This window comes from Kribbella sp. NPDC026596 (assembly GCF_040638415.1).
GTDB lineage: Bacteria > Actinomycetota > Actinomycetes > Propionibacteriales > Kribbellaceae > Kribbella.
Genome location: NZ_JBEZYF010000020.1, coordinates 103,063 through 127,569, shown reverse-complemented (window position 1 = coordinate 127,569; position 24,507 = coordinate 103,063). Strand labels below are relative to the sequence as shown.

Annotated in this window: 26 protein-coding genes; 9 read left to right on the top strand and 17 right to left on the bottom strand. The window is 68.5% G+C overall.

The features are described 5' to 3' along the window. Window position 1 precedes the first annotated feature (1 nt). A complete protein-coding gene (locus tag AB0E63_RS19160; protein WP_360367448.1) occupies window positions 2–991 on the top strand; it encodes an oxidoreductase in 990 nt (329 codons plus the stop codon). Between the two features lie 40 nt (window positions 992–1,031). Then, the gene (locus AB0E63_RS19155; protein ID WP_360367445.1) at window positions 1,032–2,021 is read left to right on the top strand and encodes a GNAT family N-acetyltransferase; all 990 of its coding nucleotides are present in this window, start codon (window positions 1,032–1,034) and stop codon (window positions 2,019–2,021) included. 26 nt (window positions 2,022–2,047) lie between these two features. Here the strand turns inward: AB0E63_RS19155 and AB0E63_RS19150 are convergent, their stop codons facing one another. Genes AB0E63_RS19150 through AB0E63_RS19125 form a run of 6 tightly spaced genes read right to left on the bottom strand, consistent with a single transcriptional unit; the run spans window position 2,048 to window position 6,722 of the window. Next, window positions 2,048–2,728 carry a GNAT family N-acetyltransferase gene (locus tag AB0E63_RS19150; protein WP_360367442.1) on the bottom strand — a complete coding sequence of 227 codons (681 nt, stop codon included), beginning with the start codon at window positions 2,726–2,728 and terminating at the stop codon, window positions 2,048–2,050. 10 nt (window positions 2,729–2,738) lie between these two features. Next, entirely contained in the window at window positions 2,739–3,668 is a 930-nt protein-coding gene (gene era, locus AB0E63_RS19145) for a GTPase Era (protein WP_360367439.1), read from the bottom strand. Beyond that, window positions 3,652–3,984, bottom strand: coding sequence for a cytidine deaminase (locus tag AB0E63_RS19140; protein WP_360367437.1), 333 nt, complete (start codon window positions 3,982–3,984; stop codon window positions 3,652–3,654). Before AB0E63_RS19140 ends, era begins: the two co-directional genes overlap by 17 nt. Window positions 3,985–4,016: 32 nt before the next feature. Next, window positions 4,017–5,321, bottom strand: coding sequence for a hemolysin family protein (locus AB0E63_RS19135; RefSeq protein ID WP_360367434.1), 1,305 nt, complete (start codon window positions 5,319–5,321; stop codon window positions 4,017–4,019). Between the two features lie 7 nt (window positions 5,322–5,328). Continuing rightward, a complete protein-coding gene (gene ybeY, locus AB0E63_RS19130) occupies window positions 5,329–5,799 on the bottom strand; it encodes an rRNA maturation RNase YbeY (protein WP_360367431.1) in 471 nt (156 codons plus the stop codon). Then, window positions 5,796–6,722 (bottom strand): PhoH family protein, encoded by a 927-nt coding sequence (locus AB0E63_RS19125; protein WP_360367496.1) that lies wholly within the window; start codon window positions 6,720–6,722, stop codon window positions 5,796–5,798. The genes ybeY and AB0E63_RS19125 overlap by 4 nt, the downstream gene beginning before the upstream one ends. 374 nt (window positions 6,723–7,096) lie before the next feature. Here AB0E63_RS19125 and AB0E63_RS19120 point away from each other — a divergent pair, with 374 nt between their 5' ends. The 3 genes from AB0E63_RS19120 (at window position 7,097) to AB0E63_RS19110 (ending at window position 9,476) form a co-directional block, all read left to right on the top strand. Further along, the gene (locus AB0E63_RS19120) at window positions 7,097–7,606 is read left to right on the top strand and encodes a SigE family RNA polymerase sigma factor (protein WP_360367428.1); all 510 of its coding nucleotides are present in this window, start codon (window positions 7,097–7,099) and stop codon (window positions 7,604–7,606) included. Further along, window positions 7,603–8,748: a Gmad2 immunoglobulin-like domain-containing protein gene (locus AB0E63_RS19115; RefSeq protein ID WP_360367425.1), complete on the top strand. Its 1,146-nt coding sequence runs from the start codon at window positions 7,603–7,605 to the stop codon at window positions 8,746–8,748. The genes AB0E63_RS19120 and AB0E63_RS19115 overlap by 4 nt, the downstream gene beginning before the upstream one ends. 149 nt (window positions 8,749–8,897) lie before the next feature. Then, window positions 8,898–9,476 carry a dihydrofolate reductase family protein gene (locus AB0E63_RS19110; RefSeq protein WP_360367422.1) on the top strand — a complete coding sequence of 193 codons (579 nt, stop codon included), beginning with the start codon at window positions 8,898–8,900 and terminating at the stop codon, window positions 9,474–9,476. Between the two features lie 30 nt (window positions 9,477–9,506). Here the strand turns inward: AB0E63_RS19110 and AB0E63_RS19105 are convergent, their stop codons facing one another. The 10 genes from AB0E63_RS19105 to AB0E63_RS19060 all read right to left on the bottom strand — a co-directional run bounded on the left by AB0E63_RS19105 (window position 9,507) and on the right by AB0E63_RS19060 (window position 17,542). Then, the gene (locus AB0E63_RS19105) at window positions 9,507–10,937 is read right to left on the bottom strand and encodes a HAMP domain-containing sensor histidine kinase (protein ID WP_360367419.1); all 1,431 of its coding nucleotides are present in this window, start codon (window positions 10,935–10,937) and stop codon (window positions 9,507–9,509) included. Further along, window positions 10,937–11,623: a response regulator transcription factor gene (locus tag AB0E63_RS19100; protein ID WP_360367416.1), complete on the bottom strand. Its 687-nt coding sequence runs from the start codon at window positions 11,621–11,623 to the stop codon at window positions 10,937–10,939. Before AB0E63_RS19100 ends, AB0E63_RS19105 begins: the two co-directional genes overlap by 1 nt. A gap of 55 nt (window positions 11,624–11,678) precedes the next feature. Further along, window positions 11,679–11,885, bottom strand: a complete 207-nt coding sequence (locus AB0E63_RS19095; protein WP_360367413.1) for a hypothetical protein — start codon at window positions 11,883–11,885, stop codon at window positions 11,679–11,681. Continuing rightward, window positions 11,885–12,301, bottom strand: coding sequence for a hypothetical protein (locus AB0E63_RS19090; RefSeq protein ID WP_360367410.1), 417 nt, complete (start codon window positions 12,299–12,301; stop codon window positions 11,885–11,887). Before AB0E63_RS19090 ends, AB0E63_RS19095 begins: the two co-directional genes overlap by 1 nt. 110 nt (window positions 12,302–12,411) lie before the next feature. Then, window positions 12,412–12,741, bottom strand: a complete 330-nt coding sequence (locus tag AB0E63_RS19085; RefSeq protein ID WP_360367407.1) for a helix-turn-helix domain-containing protein — start codon at window positions 12,739–12,741, stop codon at window positions 12,412–12,414. Between the two features lie 57 nt (window positions 12,742–12,798). Continuing rightward, complete coding sequence (locus AB0E63_RS19080; RefSeq protein ID WP_360367404.1) at window positions 12,799–13,515, bottom strand: 16S rRNA (uracil(1498)-N(3))-methyltransferase; 717 nt, start codon at window positions 13,513–13,515, stop codon at window positions 12,799–12,801. Continuing rightward, a complete protein-coding gene (dnaJ, locus tag AB0E63_RS19075; protein WP_360367401.1) occupies window positions 13,516–14,658 on the bottom strand; it encodes a molecular chaperone DnaJ in 1,143 nt (380 codons plus the stop codon). It lies immediately after the preceding gene. Between the two features lie 25 nt (window positions 14,659–14,683). Continuing rightward, window positions 14,684–15,706, bottom strand: a complete 1,023-nt coding sequence (hrcA, locus tag AB0E63_RS19070; protein WP_360367398.1) for a heat-inducible transcriptional repressor HrcA — start codon at window positions 15,704–15,706, stop codon at window positions 14,684–14,686. Window positions 15,707–15,812: 106 nt separating this feature from the next. Next, window positions 15,813–16,916: a Gfo/Idh/MocA family oxidoreductase gene (locus AB0E63_RS19065; RefSeq protein WP_360367395.1), complete on the bottom strand. Its 1,104-nt coding sequence runs from the start codon at window positions 16,914–16,916 to the stop codon at window positions 15,813–15,815. After that, entirely contained in the window at window positions 16,901–17,542 is a 642-nt protein-coding gene (locus tag AB0E63_RS19060; protein ID WP_360367392.1) for a ThuA domain-containing protein, read from the bottom strand. The genes AB0E63_RS19065 and AB0E63_RS19060 overlap by 16 nt, the downstream gene beginning before the upstream one ends. A gap of 122 nt (window positions 17,543–17,664) precedes the next feature. Here AB0E63_RS19060 and AB0E63_RS19055 point away from each other — a divergent pair, with 122 nt between their 5' ends. From AB0E63_RS19055 to AB0E63_RS19040, 4 genes are all read left to right on the top strand, one after another. After that, window positions 17,665–18,012 carry an EF-Tu/IF-2/RF-3 family GTPase gene (locus tag AB0E63_RS19055; RefSeq protein WP_360367389.1) on the top strand — a complete coding sequence of 116 codons (348 nt, stop codon included), beginning with the start codon at window positions 17,665–17,667 and terminating at the stop codon, window positions 18,010–18,012. A gap of 10 nt (window positions 18,013–18,022) precedes the next feature. After that, complete coding sequence (locus tag AB0E63_RS19050; protein ID WP_360367386.1) at window positions 18,023–18,793, top strand: MBL fold metallo-hydrolase; 771 nt, start codon at window positions 18,023–18,025, stop codon at window positions 18,791–18,793. 224 nt (window positions 18,794–19,017) lie between these two features. Beyond that, window positions 19,018–20,553, top strand: a complete 1,536-nt coding sequence (locus tag AB0E63_RS19045; protein ID WP_360367383.1) for an NCS1 family nucleobase:cation symporter-1 — start codon at window positions 19,018–19,020, stop codon at window positions 20,551–20,553. A gap of 564 nt (window positions 20,554–21,117) precedes the next feature. Then, a complete protein-coding gene (locus AB0E63_RS19040; protein WP_360367380.1) occupies window positions 21,118–21,942 on the top strand; it encodes a DUF3097 domain-containing protein in 825 nt (274 codons plus the stop codon). Here AB0E63_RS19040 and AB0E63_RS19035 read toward each other — a convergent pair. Beyond that, window positions 21,917–24,502, bottom strand: a complete 2,586-nt coding sequence (locus AB0E63_RS19035) for a DUF3376 domain-containing protein (protein ID WP_360367377.1) — start codon at window positions 24,500–24,502, stop codon at window positions 21,917–21,919. The genes AB0E63_RS19040 and AB0E63_RS19035 overlap by 26 nt on opposite strands. Window positions 24,503–24,507: the final 5 nt, after the last annotated feature.

Sequence of the window (24,507 nt, the reverse complement as noted above, 5' to 3'; positions counted from 1 at the left end):
CATGACCACTCTCCAAGAACCCATCGACTCCGGCTTCGGCGCGGCCTCCACGGCCGCGGACGTTGTCCGGGGCCTTGACCTGACCGGCCGGACCGCGATCGTCACCGGAGGCTATTCCGGCCTCGGACTCGAGACCGTCCGGGTGCTGCGGCTGGCCGGAGCCGAGGTGATCGTCCCGGCCCGTGACGTAGACCGCGCCGGCAAGGCCGTGGCCGCACTGGACGGCGTCCGGGTCGCCCCGATGGACCTGCTCGACCAGGACTCCATCGACACCTTCGCGGACAGCTTCCTCGCCGACGGCAAGCCGCTGCACATCCTGGTGAACAGCGCCGGAATCATGGCGAACCCGTTCACGCTGGATGCCCGCGGCTACGAATCGCAGTTCGCGACCAACCACCTCGGACACTTCCAGCTCACCACCCGGCTGCTGCCGGCACTGCGACAGGCCCAGGGCGCTCGCGTCGTCTCCGTCTCGTCGCGCGGGCACCGGTACTCCGACGTGCACTTCGACGACCTGCATTTCGCGCATCGCGAGTACCAGCCGCTGGCGGCGTACGGGCAGTCGAAGACGGCGAACATCCTGTTCGCGGTCGCACTCGACGAGCGCGAGCAGGACAACGGCGTACGCGCGTTCTCGCTGCACCCAGGCACGATCGTCACCAACCTGGCGCGGTATACCAACCCCGAGACGCTTCGCTCGATCGGCGTCCTGGACGCGGATGGCGAGCCGGTGATCGACCCGTCGCGAGGGCTGAAGACGGTCGAGCAGGGCGCGTCGACCAGCGTCTGGTGTGCGACCAGCCCGCGGCTCGACGGACTCGGCGGCGTGTACTGCGAGAACACCGACATCGCCCCGATCCGCAGTGACGAGGCGGAGCTCGGCGAGCTGGAGTTGTCCGAGGGTACGCACGGTGTCAGGCCGTATGCGATCGACGCCGACGCGGCCCGCCGGTTGTGGACCGTCAGCGAGGAACTTCTCCACCGCCGATAAATTGGTCGCGGTAAGTGTCCATCTGTTGGACGCTGTGGGCGTGGAGATCAAGAGACTGTCACCCGACGACGAGGTCGGGTGCGCGGACGCCGTAGCGCTGATCAGTGCCGCGACCAAGCTGGACTGCCCGGACGCGAACGTACCGACGCCTCGCGGCTACGCGGCCAAGTTGAAGCATGGCTGGGACGGCGACCCGGGCCAGGCCTATCTGGCCCGGGACGAGGACGGCGTGGCCGTCGGACTGCTCGGCCTGCACGCCCCGACGTACGACAACACCCATCTCTCATGGGTCGACCTGCAGGTGCATCCCGACCACCGGGGGCGCGGGATCGGCACCGAACTGCTCGCGTACGGCGAGCGGCTGGCGCGCGAGCTCGGGCGGACCTCCGTCGGCACGGACAACTGGGACCTGCCGAAGGCGAACGCGTTCGCGCTACGGCACGGGTTCGAGCAGAAGGCGGTCGAGGTCAACCGGCGGCAGGACATCGCCGGGCTCGACTGGGCGCTCGTCCAGCGGCTGTACGACGAGGCGGTTCAGGCATCGACGGCGTACGAGCTGCTGCGGGTGCGAGGGCCGGTCGCCGACGAGTTGCTCGACGGCCTGGTCGCCCTGACCGCGTCGATCAACGATGCACCCAAGGACGATCTGGAGATCGAGGACGACGTGTTCAGCCCGGAGCGGATCCGCGCGTACGAGGCCGCCCAGGAGGCCGGCGACCAGACCGTCTACCGGGTGATCGCCCGCGAGCGCTCCACCGGCGAGCTGGCCGGCCACTCGGTCGTCGCGGTCGAGCGCGAACGACCGCATCTCGCCGACCAGCACGACACCGCGGTGGATCGTCAGCATCGCGGCCACCGCCTCGGCGCACTGGTCAAGACCGACATGTTGCTGTGGCTGCGCGACGAGGAACCGGCGATCACCCAACTCGACACCTGGAACGCCGAGTCCAACACCCACATGATCGGCATCAACGAACAACTCAACTACCACATAGTCGCCCGAGCAATCGCCTACCAAAAACCGCTGTAGGTAGTTCGTCCCACGCGTGGGTAGGTCTACACCACCTCGACGAGGGTGACCTTCATTTGGTTGGAGAGGTCGAAGCCCAGGGCTTTGTAGAGGCGGATGGCGGGGGTGTTGGTGCCGCCGGTGTGGAGGAACGGGGTGCGGCCAGTTGTGGTGATCTGGGCGGCGACCGCGCGGATGAGGCGGGTGGCTAGGCCCTGGCCCTGGTACGACGGGTGGGTGCAGACGGCGCTGATCTCGGTGTAGCCGGGGAGGTTGAAGCGGGTGCCGGCCATCGCGATCAGCTCGCCTTCGCGGCGGATGCCGAGGTAGGTGCCGAGCTCGATGGTGCGGGAGCGGAACGGCCCTGGGTCGGTCAGGGCGACGAGGGCCAGCATGTCGGGTACGTCGTCCGGGCCGAGGACTACCGTCTCGGGGTCCTCGGCGGCCAGCGACTCGGGTGCGACGAACTGCACCAGGTCGAACTGGCGGTCGAGTTTGAAGCTCTCGGGAAGCGGCAGGTCGGGGCGCATGAGGGCTGCCGTCGTACCAGGGCCGACCAGGTCGGCCGCGTCTGCCCAGTCGTGGTTGGTTGGGTTGTCGGGTAGGCCGAGGAACGGCGCGACCGCGGCCGGGTAGCGGCGGGCGTTGCCGCGGGTTTCGGCGAAGGTTGCGTGCGGGCCGGTGAGAGCGGCGTACACGGGGTTGGTGAGCACCGGGTGGTCTCCCAAGGTCGGATGGTCAGAACCCCAGTTTGCGGAGGTGCTTGGCGTCTGTCTGCCAGTTTTTGGCGATCTTCACGTGCAGGTCGAGGTAGACCGGCGTACCCAGCAGCGCCTCGATCTGGCGGCGGGCGGCCGCGCCGACCTCGCGCAGCCGGGCACCCTTGTGCCCGATCACGATGCCCTTCTGGCTGTCCCGCTCGAGGAAGATGTTCGCGTACACGTCCAGCAGCGGCTTGTCCTCGGGACGGTCCTCGCGCAGGCCCATCTCGTCGATGGTGACCGCGATCGAGTGCGGCAGTTCGTCCCGGACGCCCTCGAGCGCCGCCTCGCGGATCAGCTCCGCGACCAGCGTCTCCTCCGGCTCGTCGGTGATGTCGCCGTCCGGGTAGAGCGGGAAGCCCTCCGGCATCAGCTTGACCAGTTCGTCGGCGACCACGTCGATCTGGAAGCCCGACGTCGCCGACACCGGGACGATCGAGGCCCACTCGATCCCGACCGACTCCCCCAGCGCGGCGATCTCGGCCAGGTGCTCGACCATCCGGTCCGGCTCGACCAGGTCCGCCTTGGTCGCCAGCGCGATCTTCGGCGTCTTCGCGACCTTGGCCGCCTCGCTGACCAGGAACCGGTCGCCCGGCCCGATCTTGTCGCTGGCCGGCAGGCAGACCGCGATCACGTCGACCTCGGCCCAGGTCGTCCGCACCAGGTCGTTGAGCCGTTCGCCGAGCAGCGTCCGAGGCTTGTGCAGACCGGGCGTGTCGACCAGGACGAGCTGCGCGTCCGGCCGGTGCACGATCCCCCGGACCGCGTGCCGGGTGGTCTGCGGCTTCGACGAGGTGATGACGATCTTCTTGCCCACCAACGCGTTGGTGAGCGTGGACTTCCCGGCGTTGGGCCGTCCGACGAAGCAGGCGAACCCGGACTTGAACGGCTCAGGTGTGGACGACATCGCGGACCTCTCCGGTGCCTTGGGCAAGTACTACGGGGATGGCGGCGCCGGCGAAGTGGCGGACGACGTCGACGTCGACGGAGTCAGCCTCGCTGACGACCGCGGCGGCCTCCAGGCCCTTCACGCCGGACGCCAGCGCCATCGCGACCGCCAGCTGCAGCGCGGTCAGCTCGACGGTGTCGAGCGCCACCGTGCAGGCGGCGTACGTCCGTCCGTCGGAGTCGCGGACGGCGGCTCCTTCGGCAGCGCGAGTACGAGCGCGGGCGGCGCGGGCGAGCGTGACGAGTTTGGCGTCCTCGGCCGAGAGGTCTGACAAGAAGTACTCCTAAGAGATCAAAAGGGGAAAGCTCAGGCGTGCTGGTGGTTCTGGTCCTGCGGCGAGGGGGCGGTCTCCTCGCGCCGTACCAGCACAGTACCGACCTGGTTGCGGCGGCCGGACGGCCGCTCCGCCGTCAGCGACAGGCCCGCGATCTCCACCTCGGCGCCGGGGATCGGCACCTTGCCGAGCAGCTTGGCCATCAGACCGCCGACCGTGTCGACGTCGTCATCGTCCAGCGGTACGCCGAACAGTTCGCCGAGCTCGTCGATCGGGAGCCGGCTGGACACCCGGTACGCGCCGTCGGACAGCTGCTGCACCGAGTCCGGGTCCTCGTCGTACTCGTCGGTGATCTCGCCGACGATCTCCTCGAGGATGTCCTCGATCGCGACCAGTCCCGCCGTACCGCCGTACTCGTCGACGACGATCGCCAGGTGCATCCGGGCCGCCTGCATCTCGCGCAGCAGCTCGTCGACCGGCTTGGAGTCCGGCACGTACATGCACGGCCGCATGACCGACTCGACCCGCTCGGTCGACTCGGCCTGGGCATTGTCGTAGACGCGGCGCATCACGTCCTTGAGGTAGACGACGCCGAGGATGTCGTCGAGTGACTCGCCGATCACCGGGATCCGCGAGTACCCCGAGCGCAGCGCCAGCGAGGTGAGCTGGCGGAGCTTCTTGTGCCGCTCGATGTAGACCATGTCGGTCCGCGGCACCATCACCTCGCGCACGATCGTGTCGCCGAGCTCGAACACCGAGTGGATCATCTGCCGCTCGCCGGACTCGATCACCGCGGACTTCTCGGCGTAGTCGACCAGCGCGCGCAGCTCGGCCTCGGTCGCGAACGGGCCCTCGGCGAACCCCTTGCCGGGCGTGAGCGCGTTGCCGATCATGATCAGCACCTTCGGCAGCGGGCCGAGCACCCGGGTCAGCGCCATCACCGGACCGGCCGAGATGATCGCGAACCGGTCCGAGTGCTGCCGGCCGAGCGTCCGCGGCGCGACACCGATGATCACGTACGAGACCAGGATCATCACCACGGCGGTGATCAGGATGTGTTCCCAGGTGACCTCGAAGACGCCGGACAGCGCCTGGGTGACCAGGACGATGGCAGTGATCTCGCAGCTCAGCCGGAGGAGCAGCAGGGAGTTCAGGTAGCGCGGGGCGTCGGAGAGCAGGTCGCGCAGCCGGACCGCGCGCAGGTTGCCCAGCTCGACCTGCTCGTTGGCGCGCACCTTGGAGTACGACGACAGTGCCGCCTCGGCGCCGGCGAAGAGGCCGGCGAGCAGAACGAGCACCGCAGCCACAACCAGCAGAACGAGGTCGTGGGAGGTCACCGCAACGTCACCCTTCCAACCGGTTTCCAGGAGCCCGCCATGCTTCCAGAAGGCGGCCCTGGACATCCCACATCTCCGCCTTCTCAGCGGGTTCGGCATGGTCGTAGCCGAGCAGGTGCAGGATGCCGTGCACTGTCAGCAGCTCCAGCTCGGCCCACGTGCCGTGCCCGGCCTTCGCGCCCTGCGCGGCCGCGACGGTCGGGCAGAGCGCGATGTCGCCGAGATGCCCGAGCGGCGGCTCGGCATCGTCCTCGGCGCCGGGCCGCAGCTCGTCCATCGGCCACGACATCACGTCGGTCGGACCGGGCAGGTCCAGGAACTCGACGTGATACCTGGCCATGGTGTCCTCGTCGACCAGCTTGATCGACAGCTCACACTCCGGGTGCAGCCGCAGTGACGACATCACGAACCGGCTGAGCCGCATCAGTCCGTGTGCGTCGATCTCGACCCCGGACTCGTTGTTGACCTCGACGTTCATCGCTTGTTGTCAGCGCTACCTTCATAGTTTTCGTACGCCGACACGATGCGGCCGACCAGCTTGTGCCGGACGACGTCGTGCGAGGTGAGCCGGCAGAACGTCAGGTCCTGGACGCCGTCGAGGATCTCCTGGACGACCCGCAGACCGGAGCTGGTGCCGGTCGGCAGGTCGACCTGGGTGACATCGCCGGTGACGACCATCTTGGAGCCGAAGCCGAGCCGGGTGAGGAACATCTTCATCTGCTCGGGCGAGGTGTTCTGCGCCTCGTCCAGGATGATGAAGGCGTCGTTCAGGGTCCGGCCGCGCATGTAGGCCAGCGGCGCGATCTCGATCGTGCCGGCCGTCATCAGCCGCGGGATCGACTCCGGGTCGAGCATGTCGTGCAGCGCGTCGTACAGCGGGCGCAGGTAGGGGTCGATCTTCTCCGACAGCGTGCCGGGCAGGAAGCCGAGCCGCTCGCCGGCCTCGACCGCCGGCCGGGTCAGCAGGATCCGGTTGACCTCCTTGGCCTGCAACGCCTGCACGGCCTTGGCCACGGCCAGGTAGGTCTTGCCGGTACCGGCCGGGCCGATGCCGAACACGATGGTGTTCTTGTCGATGGCGTCGACGTAGCGCTTCTGGTTCAGCGTCTTCGGCCGGATGGTGCGGCCGCGGCTGGACAGGATGTTCTGGGTCAGCACGTCGGCCGGGCTCTCGGCCGTCGCGGACTTGATCATCGCGATGCTGCGCTCGACCGAGTCCGCGGTCAGACCGTGCCCGGTGCGCACGACCGCGATCAGCTCGTCGATCAGCCGCTCGGCCAGGGCCAGCTCAGCCGGCTCGCCGTTCAGCGTGATCTCGTTGCCGCGGACCATGATGTCGGCGGCGAACTCCTTCTCGACGATGCGGAGGAACTCGTCCCGGGCTCCGAGCAGGGCCACCATGTCGATGCTGTTCGGCACGACGATCTTGTGGCTTGCCTGCGCGCTGGTGGCGGCGCTGTCTGCGCGCGCCTCCGGATCGATACTGCGTGGCCTGGACAGGCTCTTCCTCCTGATGCCGAGAATGGATACCCACCCATGCTAGCCGTCCGGCCCGACAGCCTCACTTGTAATTCCCCCCAACACGCCCTTCAGGCAACGACACGCCGCTCCGCGGCGGCTGGGAGGGACCAGCCATCTCGTCCGACCACCTACCGTGACCGCGCTATTTCGTCCTCCAGACTCCCGCTCGACCGGGCTACCGCCGTTGTCAACCTGGAAGGTGGTCTTGGCGTCTTCGTGTCGTGGCACAACCGGCCGTGGTGTACGAAGAGTGCGTGACACATGAGTCCTCGTGGGATGCCGACGAGGCGCTGACGGCTGTCTACACGGCGCACTACACGTCGCTGGTCCGGCTCGGCGCCTTGCTGCTGCGTGACACCGGTACGGCGGAGGAGATCGTGCAGGACGCGTTCGTCGCGATGCACGGCCGCTGGCACCGGCTGCGCGACCCCCACAAGGCACTCGCGTACCTACGGACCGCGGTGGTCAACCGCTGCCGCTCCCGCCAGCGCCACCTGGTGGTGGTCGACAAGCACACTCCACGCTCCCTGCCGGACGAACCGAGCGCCGAGCAGGCAGTACTGCGCACAGCCGAGACGGACCGAGTGATCGAAGCGATGCGCAGCCTGCCGGACAAGCAGCGCACCGTGATGGTGCTGCGGTACTACGGTGACCTGTCGGAGGCCGAGATCGCCGACACGATGGGCATCAGCCGGGGATCCGTGAAGAGCCACGCCGCGCGCGCGAGCAAGTCGCTGCGCCAGCTCCTGGAGCAGACCATATGAGCGAGCACTCGAATGAGCCGTTCGACGAGATGATGCGGCGGGCCTTGGCCGAGGAGGCGGACCGGATCGAGCCGGCCGACGCTCTGCCGGAGATCCGCGCCCGCGCGCACGCCCAGCGCCGGCCCGCGGCCCGGCGCCCCTGGCTCATGACCGTCGGCGCGGCCGCGATCGGTACCGCCGCGGCGATCGGCGCGTTCACCGTCTTCAACGGCGACCAGAACACCGCGAACGACGGCGACGCCGTAGCCGGCCCCGGTACGACGACCACCGCGAGCAGAGCACCCTCGTCGGCCAGTGTCAGCCCCACGCCGTCCCCCGTTGCTACCCTCCCGCCGGCCACCGCGCCCGAGGCGACCACAGCACCCACCGAGCGCGGCAAACCGGAGCAGGTCGTCAAGGGCGCGCTCGTACCGATCTATTGGCTGGGCGACAGGGCCGGGACCAAGAGCGTCATCGTCGGGCCGAAGCCCAGCACGCAGGCCCGGTCCACCGTGCGGCTGTACCGCACCTGGGCGAAGGTCAGCGGTCGCCCGGCCGTCGAGGCAGTCCGGATCATGACGAGCAAGCAGCCGGGCGACCCCGACTACTACTCGGTCTGGCGCGGTGCCGAGGTGAACACCGTCACCCGGTCCGAAGGCGTGGTGACCGTCGACTTCAAGGAACTCCCGGCCACAGACCTCGACGCCGACACCGCCGACGTCGCCACGCAGCAGCTGATCTACACCGTCCAGGGAGCCCTCCACAACAGCTCCGAGCCGGTCCAGGTCACGCAGCGCGGCCGCCCCGGCGCCAAGCTCTTCGGCCAGATCGACACCACCGAGCCCCTGAGCCGCGCCCAGGCCGCCGACGTCCAGGCCCTCGTCTCGATCGACTCACCCGCCGAAGGCCAAACCACCGCCAGCCCGGTCACCATCCAAGGCACAGCCAACGCCTTCGAGGCCACCGTGAACTACCAGGTCACCAACCTGAAGACCCGCAAGTCGACGAAGAGCTTCGTGAACACCAAGGAAGGCTTGAAGTTCGCGCCCTTCCTCATCGAACTCAAACTCACCCCCGGCCCGTACCAGATCGACGCCTACCTCATCTCCGACGCCGACGGCACGATCTCCGACGCCGACACCAAAACCATCTTCGTCAAGTAACCCCGCCCCGCGCGCGGCGTACGCGCGCGGTCGTCGAGTGGGTCAGGGAGGCGCCGGGGTCGCTGTGGTGAGCTGGGAGGTGTCGGATCGGGGTGGGGGTGTTCGTTGCAGGGGTGAATGGCTGATCAAGCGGACTCGAGGAGAGCATCATGACCGCCATCTACACCTTCGACGTGTTTTCCAGCCTTGATGGGTACGGCGCGCATAGCGGTGACTGGGGCGGTTACTGGGGTAAGCAAGGTCCCGAGCTGCTTGAGCGGCGGTTCGCCTTGTACTGCGAGGAGCAGCGGATGGTGTTCGGGGCCAACACGTACCGTGCGCACGCGGAGATGCTGGCCGCGAGTACTGCGGAGTCCGAGGAGCGTGATCCATGGGTCACCCGGATGAGGGAGCTGCCGGCGACGGTGGTGTCGAGCACGCTGCAAGGACCACTCGACTGGCCGGACGGGACGGTCGTGAGTGGTGACGCTGTCGAGGTCGTCGCTCGGCTCAAGGAGGAGTCCGAGGTGCCGTTGCGTTCGCACGGCAGTCTGTCGTTGAATCGGGCGCTGATGGCCGCCGGGCTGGTCGACCGCGTCCAGGTGACGCTGTTCCCCGTGATCACCGGTCAGACCGGTGCGGATCCGATCTTCCAAGGTGCGCCCGACTTCGACCTCGAACTGCTCGAGAGCCGGACACTCGACGGCCACACCCAAGAGCTCATCTACCGCCCCACCCTGCACGTCTGAGTCCATCCACCGCCTGTGCGGCCGTCGGGATCAGGTGGGGAGATGGATGGTGAAGGCGGCGCCGCCTTCGGGGGCGGGGGCGGCGGTGAGGGTGCCGCCTAGGCGGGTGATGAGGCCGTGGGCGAGGGCCAGGCCGATGCCGGAGCCGACTGGGCGGCGGCCGCGGTATTTCTGGTTGAGTACGCCGCGTTCGAAGGCGACCGCGTAGTCCTCGGGAGCTAGTCCGGGGCCGCCGTCACGCACCTGGATCACCACCGCGCCCGCACCCGAGTGGCTCGGTGGACCTGCCTGGTTCGAGGGTCCTGCGTAGCCCAGCGACATGGTGAGGTTTGCGTGGGGTGGGGTTGCTCGGAGGGCGTTTTCGGCCAGGCCGTCGAGGACCTGGCGGATTCGGCGGGGGTCGGTGGTGACGACTGCCGGAGTGGGTGGGAGGTCCAGGCGGAAGTGGACTCCCTGGCGTTCACAGCGGACTCGCCAGACTTCGGCGCAGGCGGTGAGGGTTTCGCGGAGGTCCACTCGGGCCAGGTCGAGGTGGAACTGGTCGGCGCCGATTCGGGCCAGGTCGAGGAGGTCGGTGACAAGGCGTTCGAGGCGTTGGGATTCCTGCTGGATGACCTGACCGGCGTGTCGTGGATCGGTCGCGACACCGTCGGCGAGCGACTCGGCGAAACCGTGTACGGCCGTCAGCGGCGTACGGAGTTCATGCGAGACGGACAGCAGGAACTCGCGCTGCCGCTCCTCGCTGTGCTGCAGAGCGATCGAGAGTTCGTTCACCGCCTGCGCGACTTCGGCGACCTCGGCCGGGCCCTCTACCGGTGCACGCAGGTCCCGGCGCCCCTGACGCATCGCGGCCGCGACATCCGCCGTACGACGTAATGGGCGCCCGAGCAATCGACCTAACAGGGCACCGGCCAGCGCGGCCACCAGTAGGCCGGCGCCGAGCGCGAAGAGGATGTTCCGGATCAGGATTCGCTGGGTGTCCGACGCCATTCGGACCGGCTCGACCAGGGCGAACCCCGAGCTTGGGCCGATGCCCCTGGCCTCCACCAGGTAGTCGGTGCCGTCGACGCTCACCGTGGACGAGATCCGTTGCGTACTCGCGATATCGTTCAGACCGGCTGTGGTCGCGGCCTGGGTGGATCGCTGGTCGGTCGGTTGGATACCGCGACGGGGCAACAGAATCACCACCACGATCCCCTGCCCGCGCACCACCTCGGCCACCCGCCCGAGCCCGACTGCCCTAGAACCTAGCCCACGCTCGTCCACCTGGCTGGCGATGACATCGGCCTGCGCGGACAGCGAATCCTGCAACACGTTCTGAGCTGACCGCCGAGCCAGGCCCGCCATCACCACACCGGCCACCAGCACGGCAATCCCGGCCACAGCCACGCAGGCAAGCACGATCCGCGTAGCCAACGACCCCCGCCGAGGCTCGCCCGACACCCGATCGAGAGCCATCATCAGTCGAGGTCCGCGGCGTAGCCGACGCCGCGCACCGTGCGGATGGGACTGGAAGCCCCGAGCTTGGACCGCAACTGCGCGATGTGTACGTCGACAGTCCGCGTACCGGCCGACGCCTGATAACCCCAGACCGAACTCAGCAACTCGTCCCGCTCGAACACCCGCCCCGGCCGCCGGAACAACTGCGCCAGCAGATCGAACTCAGTCGACGTCAGACTCACCTCGGCGTCGCCCGCCCACGCCCGCCGACGGCTGACGTCCACCCGCACAGAACCCACCGACAACACATCACCAGACGGCAGCGTCCCGCCCGACCGTCGCAGCACCGTCCGCACTCGCGCGGCCAACTCACGCGGACTGAAGGGCTTGGTGATGTAATCGTCGGCCCCAAGCTCCAGACCGAGCAGCCGGTCGACCTCGTCATCGCGCGCGGTGACGAACAGGACCGGAGTCCAGTCCCCCGCCGCGCGCATCGTCCGGCAGATGTCCGCGCCGTCGCGCCCCGGCAGCCCGATATCGAGGATCACGGCAACCGGGTGCAGCCGTCGCCAGGCGACCAGTCCGGCCTCGCCGTCGGACTCGATCTGTACGCCGAACCCGTCGCGGCGCAGATACAGCGCGATCACCTCGGCGATCGCCGCCTCGTCCTCCACGACCAGGACCAGGCCGCGACCGGCTGCGGTCATCATCTGCTCCTGGCCGTCGTCTGTTTCGTGGGCGTGGTCTGTTTCCCGGGCGTGGTCAGGGCGAACCGTCGGTCGCCAGTTCGCCATCGATCGCGTCCAGGGTAGACCCGATCTGCGCCAGCTCCTGATCCGGCGACTCCACCTGAGTCGTCGCCGGCTGACCGGTCTCCTGACCACTGGGCTGCTCGTCGGATTGTCCACACGCGGACAATCCGACGACGATCGCCGCCGTACCCACCAGCACGATCAGCACCCTGCGCATCACTTGACCGCCTGGCAGTGCTGGGTCTTGAAGGTCTCGAGTTTGGTCTTCATCGTGGCGAGCTGCTCGAGCCGGCCGGAGCGGCGTTCGGCGCGCTTCTCGAGCTGGGCGGCGATCTTGTCGTGCCCCTTGGCCTTCTGCTTCTCGGCCCGCGCCTTCAGCCACGCCACCGAGCCCTTCACGTCGGCCCCGCCGCTGATCCGCTTCGCGAGCTTCTCCCGGCGCTCGATCAGCTTCGGCAGCTTCACCGCACACAGCTGCTGCGACTCTTCCGGGCTCAGCGTGACCTGCTTGTACGTCGGAGTCGGCGTCGGACTCGGATCAGCCGCGGCCATCGTCGTACTGCCGACCAAACCGCCCACCAGGACGACGGCCGACGTACCCAACGCCATCGCGCCGCGCACAGACCTGCGCATCTCTTCACTCCTCGTTCTCGGTCAACCTGACAGGAACGACTCTCCCCGAACGGCGTTCGAGGACGATCGGAGCAATGTTCGGGCTTTGTAAGGATCGGTCCGCGTAAGGATCAGTCCGCGCGGTCGATGGTCGCGGCGAGCAGGCCCGGGAAGGCCTGGTCGAACTCGGGCCGGCGGAGGCGGTTGAGCCGGCGGGCGCCGTCGTCGCGCTGCTCGATCAGCCCGGCCGCACGCAGTACGGCGAAATGGTGGCTGCGGGTCGCCTTCGTCACGGGCAGGTCGAAGGCGCCGCAGGCGCGCGTCCAGTCGTCGTGCCCGGCCAGGTCGCGGAGGATCGACCGGCGGACCGGATCCGCGAGCGCGTCCAGCGCCACCTGCAGCGAGACCTCGACCGGCTCGGTGTGGACGAGCGTTCGCGCCCGGGCTGAGTCGGCTGACATGTTCGATCCTCGTCGCACAATGGTGTTCGGTTGCCGCCTAACAGCTTAGGCCGAGAATTAGGTCCAGCGGGAGCGGGCGAGCAGGGCGGCCGCGGCGGCGACCCCGGCGGTGGAGGTGCGGAGCACGGTGTCGCCGAGGCGCACCGGCTCGACGCCGAAGGCGGTCAGTTCCGCCGGCGCGATGCCACCCTCGGGGCCGATCACGATGACGACATCGCCCTCGGAAGGTACGTCGACGGCAGCGAGCGGGACCTTGGCTTCCTCATGCAGTACGACGGGAAGCGCAGCGCCGGCCAGCAGTCCCGCGACCTCGGCGGTAGTCGCGATCGGCGCGACCTCGGCAAACCAAGAACGCCGCGACTGCTTGCTCGCCTCGAACGCCCACGCCTGCCACTTGGCGAGAGTCTTCGCGACCCGCTCCGGATTCGCCCGGAACTGACTCCGGTCGGCGTTCCACGGAACGATCACATCCACGCCGACCTCGGTCAGCATCTCGACCGCAAGCTCTGCCCGCTCACCCTTGGGCAGTGCCTGCACCACAACTAGCCGCGGCTCAGCAGCCGGCACCACACCGCGGTCATCGACAGCAACCGTGACGCCGGTCTTCGACGCCGCCGTCACCGGCCCTTCGGCCCAGGCACCACGCCCATCCGTCAACCGGACCCGCTCCCCCGGCCCGATCCGGCGTACGACGGAAGCGTGCCGGCCCTCCGGACCGTCCAGGGTCAGCTCGGCACCGGACAGGCCTTCCAGATGGAAGACCGCGACGCCCATCTAGTGGGCGCCGAAGGCGTCGCGGAGGCGGCCGAAAACGCTCTTGTGGGTGGCCTGGACCTGGCCTTGCGGGCGCTCCTCGTCGCGGGCGACGGCGAGTTGCCTGAGCAGCTCGGCCTGCGAGTCGTCGAGCTTGGTCGGGGTCTCGACGATGATCTGGATGATCAGATCGCCACGACCGGCGTGCCGCAGGCGCGGTACGCCGCGAGCCGTGAGCGTCATCGCCGACCCGGACTGCGTGCCCGGCCGGACCTCGAGCGGAGTCGTCTCACCCTCCAGCGTCGGCAGGTCGATCGTCGTACCGAGCGCGGCCGCCGTCATCGGCAGCGTGACCGTGCAGTGCAGGTCGTCACCGTTGCGGGTGAAGATGTCGTGCGGTTCGACCTCGATCTCGACGTACAGATCGCCGGCCGGGCCACCGCCGGGGCCGACCTCGCCCTGGCCGGACAGCTGCACCCGGGTGCCGGTGTCGACGCCGCCGGGGATCTTGACGGTGACGGTACGGCGGGAGCGGACCCGGCCGTCGCCGGCGCACTCGACGCACGGGTTCGGGATGGTCGTGCCGTAGCCGCGGCAGTTCGGGCACGGGCGCATGGTCCGGACCTCGCCGAGGAACGACCGCTGCGTGTGGGTGACCTCGCCCCGGCCGTGGCAGATGTCGCAGGTGACCGGCTTGGACCCGGCCGCCGCGCCGGATCCCGAACAGGTCGGGCACAGTACGGCGGTGTCGACCTTGAGCTCCCGGGTCGTCCCGAAGGCGGCCTCGGCCAGGTCGATCCGCAGCGGGATCAGCGCGTCCTGGCCGCGCCGGGTCCGCGGCCGCGGCCCGCGGGTGGCCCCGCCGGTCTGGCCGAAGAAGGCGTCCATGATGTCGGTGAACGTGAAGGCCTGGCCGAACCCGGCACCGCCGGCGCCGGCTCCCGCGGTCGCGAACGGGTCACCGCCGAGATCGTGCATCTGCCGCTTCTGCGGATCGCTCAGTACCTGGAAGGCGCGGCCGATCTCCTGGAACTTGTGGTGCGCGTCCTCGGAGTCGTTCACGTCCGGGTGGTACTGGCGTGCCAGCTTGCGGTACGCCTTCTTGATCTCGTCCGGTGTCGCGTCACGGCTGACGCCCAGGACGGCGTAGTAATCGGTGCTCATACTCCAGACCAGGGGGTTGGTGTTGTCATGAGTCGGCCAGGATCTGACTGACGTAGCGCGCGACGGCGCGGACAGCGCCCATCGTGCTCGGATAGTCCATGTGGGTCGGGCCGACGATGCCGAGGGTGGCCAGCGCCTCCGACTTCGACCCGTACGCGGTCGCGACCACCGAGGTGGTGGCCAGCTCCTCGAACGGGTTCTCGTGGCCGATACGGACGGTCAGAGTCTGTGGGTTGGTCGCCTCGCCGAGCAGCTTGAGCAGAATGACGTGCTCCTCCAGCGCCTCCAGCACCGGCTTCACGTTCCGCTCGAAGTCGTCGCCGTACCGGGTCAGGTTGGCCGCGCCGCCGACCGCGATCCGCTGCTCGACGAGGTCGTCGGTGAACGCCTCCAGCAGCGTCGTCACGATCGCCGCCACCAGTGGGCGGTCGGCCGGCGCGAACATCTCGGTGACCTGTACCAGCGACGTGGTCGCGTCGGTCAGCCGCTGGCCGGCCAGCACGGTGTTCAGCCGGGAGCGCAGGTCGGCGATCAGCTGCTCGTCGACGTCCTGTCCCTGCTCGACGATCCGTTGCTCGACCCGGCCGGTGCTGGTGATCAGGACCAGCAGCAGCCGGCGAGGGGTCATCGTGACGACCTCGATGTGCCGGACGCTCGACCGGTTCAGCGACGGATACTGCACGATCGCGACCTGGCGGGTGATCTGGGCGAGCAGCCGGACAGTACGGCGTACGACGTCGTCCAGGTCGACCGCGCCGGCCAGGAAGGAGGTGATCGCCTTCTTCTCGGCCGGCGTCAGGGTCTTGACCGTGCTCAGCTTGTCCACGAACAGCCGGTAACCGGCGTCGGTCGGGATCCGGCCGGCGCTGGTGTGCGGCTGGGTGATATACCCCTCCTCCTCCAGCGCGGCCATGTCGTTGCGCACGGTCGCCGGCGACACCCCGAGGTTGTGCCGGTCGACCAGCGTCTTGGAGCCGACCGGCTCGTGGGTCGCCACATAATCCTCGACGATGGCGCGGAGAACATCGAGCTTTCGTTCGTCCAGCACGCGCACCACCCTCTCTCACCGTCGACCCTTGGCACTCCGGAGTTCAGAGTGCCAGTCTACCGAGCCGTAGTAGCTCGCACCGACGCGCGACGGCGTGGGGCGGGTCTCAGGCGGATTCGGGAGACGCTCCCAACGGTACGGCGCTGGGGCGGTCGACCGTGCTCGCCACGTCCACCGGCTGGTCCTGAACGGCCGCTTCCAGCAGCGACTCGAGTACGTCGAGCACGTGGTAAGCCAGCGCGCCGTCGGCCCGGTGCGGCTCGCCGTTGCGCAGTGCGCGAGCCATGTCCGCGACCCCGACGCCCCGACCGGCTCCGGCGTACCCACCGGCGACAGGGACCTCGGTCCAGTCACGGTTCGTGGCCGTGGCGATCTCCACCGTGCCGTCGAACCCGTTCGGGTCCGGCACCGACACACTGCCCTCGGTCCCGTGCACCTCGATCCGCGGCAGCCTCGCCGCCCAGGTGTCGAACGACATGAACACAGTGGTCAATGCACCCGACTCGTGCTCCAGTACGCCGGTTACGTGCGTCGGCACCTGCACTGGGAAGGTCTCACCAGCCCGCGGACCGGTGTGGACCTTGCGCTCCTGCTTGGACTGCCCCGCTCGCGCCGTGACCCGGCGCACCGGCCCCAGCAGGGTCACCAGGCTGGTCACGTAGTACGGACCCATGTCGAGGACCGGACCGCCACCAGGCTGGTAGTAGAACTCCGGAGCCGGGTGCCATAGCTCGTGTCCGGGCGTGAAGAACGACGCAGTCGCAGCATGCGGTACGCCGATGTCGCCGCGGTCGATCACCGCACGCGCGGTCTGGGTGCCGGTGCCGAGGACAGTGTCCGGCGCACAGCCGACCCGGAGGTTGTTGGCGGCGGCGTACTTGAGCAGCGGCTCGGCCTCGGCGCGGTCGACGGCCAGCGGCTTCTCGCCGTACACATGCTTGCCCGCTTCCAGCGCGGCCTGGTGCACCGGCGCGTGGGCGGCAGGGATGGTCAGGTTGACCACGATGTCCACGTCGTCGGCGGCGTACAACTCGTCCGGGGACAGCGCGCGGATGCTCGGGTTCTTGTCGGCGATCGCCTGGGCGCGGGTGACGTCCAGGTCGGCGACCGCAACGACGTTCACGCCCGGGAGCTTCGCCAGGTGGTCGAGGTAGGTGCCGGAGATGACTCCGGTGCCGACGATGCCGATACCGGTCACTTGCTCGCCCACAGCAGCCCCCGCTCGATGATCGTGCGTACCTCGGGCACCGCGAGGTCGTCCAGCTTGTGGCCGACGGTGCACACGAAGACCTTGCCCTTACCCCAGGTGCGGGTCCAGACGGCCGGCATCACCGCGCCCTCGATCCACGGATAGTCCGGGTGCGCGGCGAACGTGGTGGTCGCGAGCACCGTGTCCGTCGGGTCGTAGTGGACGTAGTACTGCTCGGTGTGGACGTCGAAGTGCGTGATGCCCTCGACGATCGGGTGCTCGGCGACCACGTCGACGCGATAGTCGGTGAACCCGTGCGGGTGCGAGATGAACTGCCCGCCGACGATGAAGTTGTAGTCCGCGCTGTTGCGGAACGAGTCCGCGATGCCGCCGTGCCAGCCGGCCAGGCCGGTGCCGTTGCGGATCGCCGCGTCCAGGCCCTTGACGTGCTCGGCGGGGATCTCGCTCATGGTGACGCACTGCAGCACCAGGTCGACGCCGTCCAGGTCCAGGTAGCTCTCGGTCGTGTCGGAGACGGTGACCTCGTAGCCTTTCTCCTTGAGGTACGGGATGAACAGGTCGGTCGCCTCGACCGGGGAATGACCTTCCCAGCCGCCCCGGACCACCAGTGCACGTCGTGTCGTCAAGACATCCACCCTTCGAAAGTTTTCGGAACCGAGACAGAAAGATTGCGAACCACCCTCGTGACACTAGGCGCGTCCCGACCGGCCTTCAAGTCCGATTCCGCCACCTGGATTAAGGTCGATCAATGGGATGGAAGTTCTGGAAGCGTTCGAGCGAGCCGGTGGACACCTTTCCCGGGGTGCGGCCGCAGGACACGCTGCCGGTCGGGGCGTTCGGGCTGACGGTCGAGGACGTGTTCTCGATCACCGGGCGCGGCACGGTGGTGACCGGCCGGGTGATGGCCGGCACGGTGACCGTCGGCGAACAGGTCCTGCACAGCCGGGCCGGTCAGCCGCTGGCGCAGGTCGAGGTGACGGGCATCGAGATGTTCCGCAAGACGGTCACGACGGCCAAGCCCGGCGACAACGTCGGCCTGCTGCTCCGCGGCCTCCAGCGGGACCAGGTGCTCAAGGGCGATGTACTGAGCAAGTAACCTCAGGGCCATGAGTGCGTGGGCCGAGGTCGGGGATCGTTGCTGGGTTCGCCGGTACGACGAATTTGACCTGAACATCGGCCTGGTCGTCGGGTCCGATGGCGCAGTGCTGATCGACACCCGGGCCACGACCGAGCAGGCCGAGGAACTGCGGAAACACATCCGCGAGGTGACCGACGTACCGGTGCGCTGGGTCGTCAACACTCACGCGCACTTCGACCACGTCGTCGGCAACAGCGTCTTCGACCAGGCCGAGATCGTCGCGCACGAGAACACTGCCGCTGCCGCGATGCTGACGGCAACCACGTTCGCGGTGGCGAAGGTGATCGACCTCGGGGATCGCAGGGTCGAACTCCTGCATCTGGGCAACGCCCACACCGATGGCGATGCCGTGGTGATCGTCCCCGACGCGGACGTCTTCTTCGTCGGTGACCTGATCGAGGAGTCGGCACCTCCGTCGTACGGCGACGATTCGTATCCCCTCGAGTGGCCTGACACGATCGACCGGGTGATCGGTCTGCTGTCCGACACCGCGAAGGTCGTTCCGGGACACGGGGCCGTGGTGGACGCCGAGTTCGTCCGCGATCAGGCCGGCGATCTGGGCACGGTCGCCAACACCATCTCGGGTCTGCACCACGCCGGTACGTCGCTGGACAAAGCGCTCACGCACACCGACGACTGGCCGTGGCCGCTGGAGAAGCTCCAGGACGCGATCAAGCGCGGCTACGAGTCACTCGGCGCGCCGCCAAGGCCGACCCTCCCCTTGCTCGGCCCAAGCTGACTGCTCGACCGTTGCCCCCTCCCTCTCTTCGGCTTTGGTTACCTGCCTGAAGGAGCACGGCGGCTCTGCCGTAGCCCCCTCCCTCTCTCTTCTTCAGCTTTGTTTGCGTGCCTGAAGGAGCACGGCGGCTCGGTCGTTTTGGTAGTTGTCCGTTGACACGACGTCACGTCGTACCGCACGTTGTTGCGAAACGGATGTCTCGACCGGATCAGGTGGTGGGGCCAATGACCACGACAGAGCAGACCGTTCATCCCGACGGACGGGTCGAACTGACCAATCCGGAGGCAGTCGCGAACAGCCCGTACGGGAACGCCGAACTCGCGCCGACCCGGTTGCCCGAGCGGACCTGGACGACGTACAACTACGCCGCACTCTGGATGGGGATGGCGCACAACATCCCCAGCTACCTGCTGGCGGCCGGTCTGGTCGCGCTCGGGATGAACTGGCTGCAGGCCTTCATCACGATCACCTTGGGGAACCTGATCGTCCTGATCCCGCTGCTGCTGAACAGCCACGCGGGGACGAAGTACGGCATCCCGTTCCCGGTCTTCGCGCGGGCGTTCTACGGCGTCCGCGGTGCGAACTTCCCGGCGTTGCTGCGGGCGTTCATCGCGTGTGGCTGGTTCGGTATCCAGACCTGGATCGGCGGGCAGGCGATCTACGTGATCGTCGGTGAACTGTTCGGGAAGGGCTGGACCGACGCGTCCGCGATCGGCGGGCACCCGTGGACGCTGTGGCTCAGCTTCGCGTTCTTCTGGGTGCTCCAGATGGTGCTGATCTGGCGTGGCATCGAGGGTCTGCGCCGCTTCGAGAACTGGGCCGCGCCACTGGTCACCGTTGCGTTCCTGGCGCTGATGATCGCGATCCTGGTCAAGGCCGGCGGGCTCGGGCCGATCCTGGACCAGCCTTCGAAACTCGGCTGGGGCAGCGATTTCTGGAAGATCTTCCCGCCGGCGCTCATGGGCATGATCGCGTTCTGGGCGACGCTGTCGCTGAACATGCCGGACTTCACCCGGTTCGGAAAGGGCCAGCGGCAACAGGTCTGGGGGCAGATCATCGGTCTGCCGACGACGATGTCGTTCATCGCGCTGGTCTCGATCGTCACCACCTCGGGCACCGTGCTGGTCTACGGCTCGGCGATCTGGGACCCGGTCGAGCTGACCCGCCGGTTCGAGAACCCGGTGGTCGTGACGATCGGCCTGGTCATGGCGATCCTGGCGACGATGTCGTGCAACGTGGCCGCGAACGTGGTCAGTCCGTCGTACGACTTCGCGAACGCAGTCCCGCGGTGGCTGAACTTCCGTACGGCGGGGCTGGTCACCGGTGTGGTCGGCATCGTGATCCAGCCGTGGCGGTTGATCTCGGACCCGTCGATCTACATCTTCGTCTGGTTGTCCTTCTACGGCGGGCTGCTCGCGTCGGTGGCCGGCGTACTGATCGCTGGGTACTGGCTGATCGACCGGACCCAGCTGCATCTGGCCGATCTCTACTTGCCCAACGGCCGCTACTGGTACGCCGCCGGCTGGAACTGGCGGGCCGTAGTCGCCACCCTCTTCGGCTCCCTGCTGGCGGTCGGCGGCGCCTACTCCAACCCAGGCGCCGGCCCCTTCCCCGAGGACGGCCTGATCCCCTTCCTCAAACCCCTCTACGACTACTCCTGGGCAGTAGGCCTCGTCGTCGGCTTCCTCACCTACCTACTCCTCACCGCCACAGCCCCCGCCCGCCAACCATCCCCAACCCAAGCCGCCGCCACGTTGTAGGTCGCGCCGACCGCGTACACACCAACGGGTAGTCCTTCCCTCCTCCGACGCTTTTCCCGCTGGCTGCAGCGCTGACCAGTCCGGGTTCGGCGCCCACTACCCGTCCGTCGGTACGCGGCCGGGCTGCTGCGGGTGTCGTCAGTACCTCTGGCGTCTCCGCGATACCCGTGGCAAAACAACTGATGGTGGTGGCGCGGCTCCGGGCTGCGTGAGGGTGCTGGTCGGTGGCTCACCCGAGTGGTCGCAGTACTACGTGATGCGGTGGAGCGCCCGTGGACACGAGCATGCGCGGAGTCGCGTGATCATCGGGCAGTGCCGCGCGGTTGCCGGGGTACAGCCGCGGGAGTTGTGGGGGCCTTGGACAGGTTGTGGGGGGATGACAGTAGTTATTCCTTGTCTTTGGCCACCAGTGGGGGTCCTAGCCCACGGTAGTTGGGCGGTTCGGTCCGGATGCCGGGACTGCCGGTCTCAGACGCAGGAGGTCGAGCTGAGGTCTCTGGAGGTGTGGTTTCTGGGGGTGTGTGGTTGGGGTGGAGGGCGGGTTGGGGCGCTTACGGTTGGGGGGTGGCTGATCGGTATGGGAATGATGTGCTCAGTGGGGATTGGCGGAAGCCCAAGAATGGGCGGACCGTTGAGGTGGAGATCGAGAAGGGGATGGTCGTCGAGGAGCCGAGTTCGGGGTTTGTCGGGGCGATCGTGCGGTGGGAGCACGGGGTGGTCGATCTCGAGGACCGGTTCGGCAAGATCAGGACGTACCCGCTCGGGCCCGGGTTCTGGCTGGACGGGAAGCCGGTCAGTCTGAAGCCGCCGAAGAAGGCCGGGCCGGCGAAGAAGACGCGGACGGCCTCCGGTTCGGTTGCGGTGGACAACGTACGGGCGAAGGTCGCTCGAGCCAGCCGGATCTACGTCGAGGGCCGGCACGACGCCGAGCTGGTCGAGCGGGTCTGGGGTGACGACCTGCGGATCGAGGGCGTGGTGGTCGAGTACCTCGAGGGTGTCGACGACCTGCCCGGGATCGTCAACCGGTTCCAGCCCGGTCCGGGCCGGCGCCTTGGCGTCCTGGTCGACCACCTGGTCGAAGGCTCGAAGGAGTCGAAGATCGCGGCCCAGGTCACCAACAAGCATGTGCTGGTCGTCGGTCACCCGTTCATCGACATCTGGGAGGCGGTCAAGCCGTCGTCGGTCGGCATCAAGGCCTGGCCGAAGATCCCGCACGGGCAGGACTGGAAGAAGGGCGTGCTGAAATCGTTCGGCTGGCCGGCCACCGACCAGGCGGACGTGGCCGCGGCCTGGAAGCACATCCTGTCCAAGGTGAACAGCTTCGCCGATCTCGACCCGGCCTTGCTCGGCCGGGTCGAGGAGCTCATCGATTTCGTGACGCTGGACTGAGCTCCGGCATCCGGCGTTCGATCCAGGCCCGGATCCGCCGTCGCGCGCGCCGGACGTACCAGGTGACCAGGCCGAGCATCGCGGTCGCCGCGAGTACGGCTCCGGCCAGCACGGCGGCGATGATGCGTACGGCGGCGCCGTCGACGACCCCGGCGACGACGAGCAGCACCACCCCCAGCGCGAAGGTTGCCAACGGCAACCATGGCTCGAACAACAGCGGCCGTTGCGCCGGGCTCAGCTTCGCCCCCCGCACCATCCGCGCCCACACCGACTCCCGGGCCGGCTCGGTGAACCAGCGGGCACACCTCAGCAGCCATGACCGGGGTTGATGCTTGCGGCCCGCGGCCGCCTTCACCCAGTCGCCGACCTGCGACCCGAGGCCACCGGAGACGTCGACCATCCGGTCAGCCAGGCCTTTGGTGGTCGCGCGTCCCTCGGCCGACTCGTTGAGCTCGTCCCGCATCGTCACCAGCGCCCCCAGGCCGGCGTCGACCGGGAAGTCCTCGGCCAGCCGCTGGATGCGTTCGGCAACCGCCCCGATCTTCCAGTCCTCCGCCGCGAGAACCTGCCGCTGCGTCTCGCGGATCCAGTCCGCGTCGGCGCCGAGCATCGCCCCGAGGTGAGCGACGCAGTGCAACCGGCCCATCAGCCAGTCCCACCGCCGCCAGTCCGCCGCACCGAACGCGCCGAAGTGCCCGACCTGCGACCCGTAGAGGATGCGGTCCTTGAGGTCGTTGGCGATCGACCCCTCCGGCTGGTCGTCCAGCAACGTCAGCGGAATGTCCGGCCCGAGCCGGAGGAACTGGAACGGCGCACTGCGCTGCTGCGGCGTCCGCGCCGACGTGCACCGGGACACGATCTCGACCTCGAGCGCCGTGTCGATGAGCTCCCACCCGATCGAGGCGATCAGATCGAGGAAGACGTCACCCAACGCGCGCTGGATCTGCAGCTCGTCGAAGATGTCCGCCAAGCCGATCGCCACGGCTTCGGCGCCGCCGGCCGGCCGCAGGTCGAGGTCGGCCTTGGCCAGTTCTTCGCCCAGCGCGTCCCGCACGGCCAGCACATGCAAGAGGCAATCGCTGGCCGCCTTCAGCCGCCGCTCGAGCTCGGGCCGCTGGTCCGGCTGCGCGTCGCTGATCTGGTTCCGCAGGGAGCGCAGGATCAGCCGTACGACGCGCTCCGCCGCCCCGGTCCCCCACAGCCAGCTCGGGTGCCCGTCCGCGTCATCCTGCAACGCGGCCGTCGAGCCGTCCGGGTTCGGCACCCAGGGATGCTTGGCGGCCAGGACCTCGTCGATCTCCGGCTCCGACAATGCGGTCGCGGCATCCAACACAGTCGACTGGTCGTGGCTCGCGATCGTCACCGCCTCCCACACACCGCCGGCCGCACGGCCCCGCGAGTACACCGGCTGCAAAGCTTCGGCGGCCGCCTTCAGCCGAACCCGCTCTTCTGGTTGCTGCATGCAACGATCGAAGAGCCGCTGGGTGTCGGACCAGGATGCGTCCGCCTCCATCAGCAACCGCTCGAGCTGCTCGACATCGGACCGGAAGTCCACCTCGCGCGGGAACTGCACGGCCGACAACGCGGACACGCGCCAGCTCGGCTCCTTCGCCTCGGGTAGCGCCGTCGCCGCACTCCCGATCCCTGCGGACGGTACGACGTACAGCACATAGCGGCTCGCTCGTCCGGCGACCGGCCGGCGTGCGACGACGTCGAGGACCGGCCCGAACGGCGCGTTGTCGAGCACACCACCGTCCACCAGCCACGCACCGGATCCGGCGCTGGAGGTGGGTTGCATCCGCGGCGGCGCCGCGGCCAGCTTCGGCGTCTCGAGCACCGGTCCGAAGGCGGCCGGGAACGACGCGGATGCGCGCGCCGCCCGGGCGAGCAGCTGGGTGTCCTTCAGCCCGTTCTTGTCGGCGACCGAGTACTTCCGCGTACTGCCGTCGTACTTCTCCGCGTTCTCGCTGGTGAACGCGTACAGGTACCGATGATCGGGTACGACGAAGGCCTGCCCGGCAGCGTCCTTCGCCTCGAACTGCTGCACGCCGAGCCCGGACGACGTGACGAACAGCGTGACCGGCTCTTCCGCCGCGGTCTCGCCCGCGTCGGCGACCCCTTTGATCAGGCTGTCCAGCTCCTGCAGGAAGTACTTGCCGTCGAGCACCGACGTGGACTTCTCCCCCACCGACGGCACCAGCTTGCCGACCTCGAGCGATCCGAGTCCGACCCACTTCTGCCGCAGCCACGGACCGTTGGCGCCGTCCGGGTCCAGCGTCGAGCCGTTCGAGATCGCGGTCGCGAGCAACGATCCGTTCAGCCCGCCGGCGCTCGTCCCGGCGATCACGTCGACCACCAGCCGCCGGTCGTCGTCACCGCGCCGGCACAACTCACGCCAGCGTTTCGCGAGCTCCTCGTCGTACGGCTGCGACTTCGGTGCCTTGCCGTCGCCGGACGCGCGCCGGATCAGATCCAGCTCGTGCGTCACTCCGCCCATCCACACGGCCAGGCTGACTCCACCGTTCAGCACCAGCGCGATCCGGATCTCGTGATCGGTCATGCAGT

What these genes read in the sequence shown, in the direction of transcription:
- AB0E63_RS19085 (WP_360367407.1), bottom strand. Translation starts at nt 12,741, where the DNA reads ATGTCAGCCGACTCAGCCCGGGCGCGAACGCTCGTCCACACCGAGCCG.
- AB0E63_RS19090 (WP_360367410.1), bottom strand. Translation starts at nt 12,301, where the DNA reads ATGCGCAGGTCTGTGCGCGGCGCGATGGCGTTGGGTACGTCGGCCGTC.
- AB0E63_RS19105 (WP_360367419.1), bottom strand. Translation starts at nt 10,937, where the DNA reads ATGATGGCTCTCGATCGGGTGTCGGGCGAGCCTCGGCGGGGGTCGTTG.
- AB0E63_RS19050 (WP_360367386.1), top strand. Translation starts at nt 18,023, where the DNA reads ATGAGTGCGTGGGCCGAGGTCGGGGATCGTTGCTGGGTTCGCCGGTAC.
- AB0E63_RS19115 (WP_360367425.1), top strand. Translation starts at nt 7,603, where the DNA reads ATGAGCGAGCACTCGAATGAGCCGTTCGACGAGATGATGCGGCGGGCC.
- AB0E63_RS19100 (WP_360367416.1), bottom strand. Translation starts at nt 11,623, where the DNA reads ATGACCGCAGCCGGTCGCGGCCTGGTCCTGGTCGTGGAGGACGAGGCG.
- AB0E63_RS19035 (WP_360367377.1), bottom strand. Translation starts at nt 24,502, where the DNA reads ATGACCGATCACGAGATCCGGATCGCGCTGGTGCTGAACGGTGGAGTC.
- AB0E63_RS19080 (WP_360367404.1), bottom strand. Translation starts at nt 13,515, where the DNA reads ATGGGCGTCGCGGTCTTCCATCTGGAAGGCCTGTCCGGTGCCGAGCTG.
- AB0E63_RS19055 (WP_360367389.1), top strand. Translation starts at nt 17,665, where the DNA reads ATGGGATGGAAGTTCTGGAAGCGTTCGAGCGAGCCGGTGGACACCTTT.
- AB0E63_RS19045 (WP_360367383.1), top strand. Translation starts at nt 19,018, where the DNA reads ATGACCACGACAGAGCAGACCGTTCATCCCGACGGACGGGTCGAACTG.
- dnaJ (WP_360367401.1), bottom strand. Translation starts at nt 14,658, where the DNA reads ATGAGCACCGATTACTACGCCGTCCTGGGCGTCAGCCGTGACGCGACA.
- AB0E63_RS19160 (WP_360367448.1), top strand. Translation starts at nt 2, where the DNA reads ATGACCACTCTCCAAGAACCCATCGACTCCGGCTTCGGCGCGGCCTCC.
- ybeY (WP_360367431.1), bottom strand. Translation starts at nt 5,799, where the DNA reads ATGAACGTCGAGGTCAACAACGAGTCCGGGGTCGAGATCGACGCACAC.
- AB0E63_RS19125 (WP_360367496.1), bottom strand. Translation starts at nt 6,722, where the DNA reads ATGGTGGCCCTGCTCGGAGCCCGGGACGAGTTCCTCCGCATCGTCGAG.
- AB0E63_RS19095 (WP_360367413.1), bottom strand. Translation starts at nt 11,885, where the DNA reads ATGCGCAGGGTGCTGATCGTGCTGGTGGGTACGGCGGCGATCGTCGTC.
- era (WP_360367439.1), bottom strand. Translation starts at nt 3,668, where the DNA reads ATGTCGTCCACACCTGAGCCGTTCAAGTCCGGGTTCGCCTGCTTCGTC.
- AB0E63_RS19110 (WP_360367422.1), top strand. Translation starts at nt 8,898, where the DNA reads ATGACCGCCATCTACACCTTCGACGTGTTTTCCAGCCTTGATGGGTAC.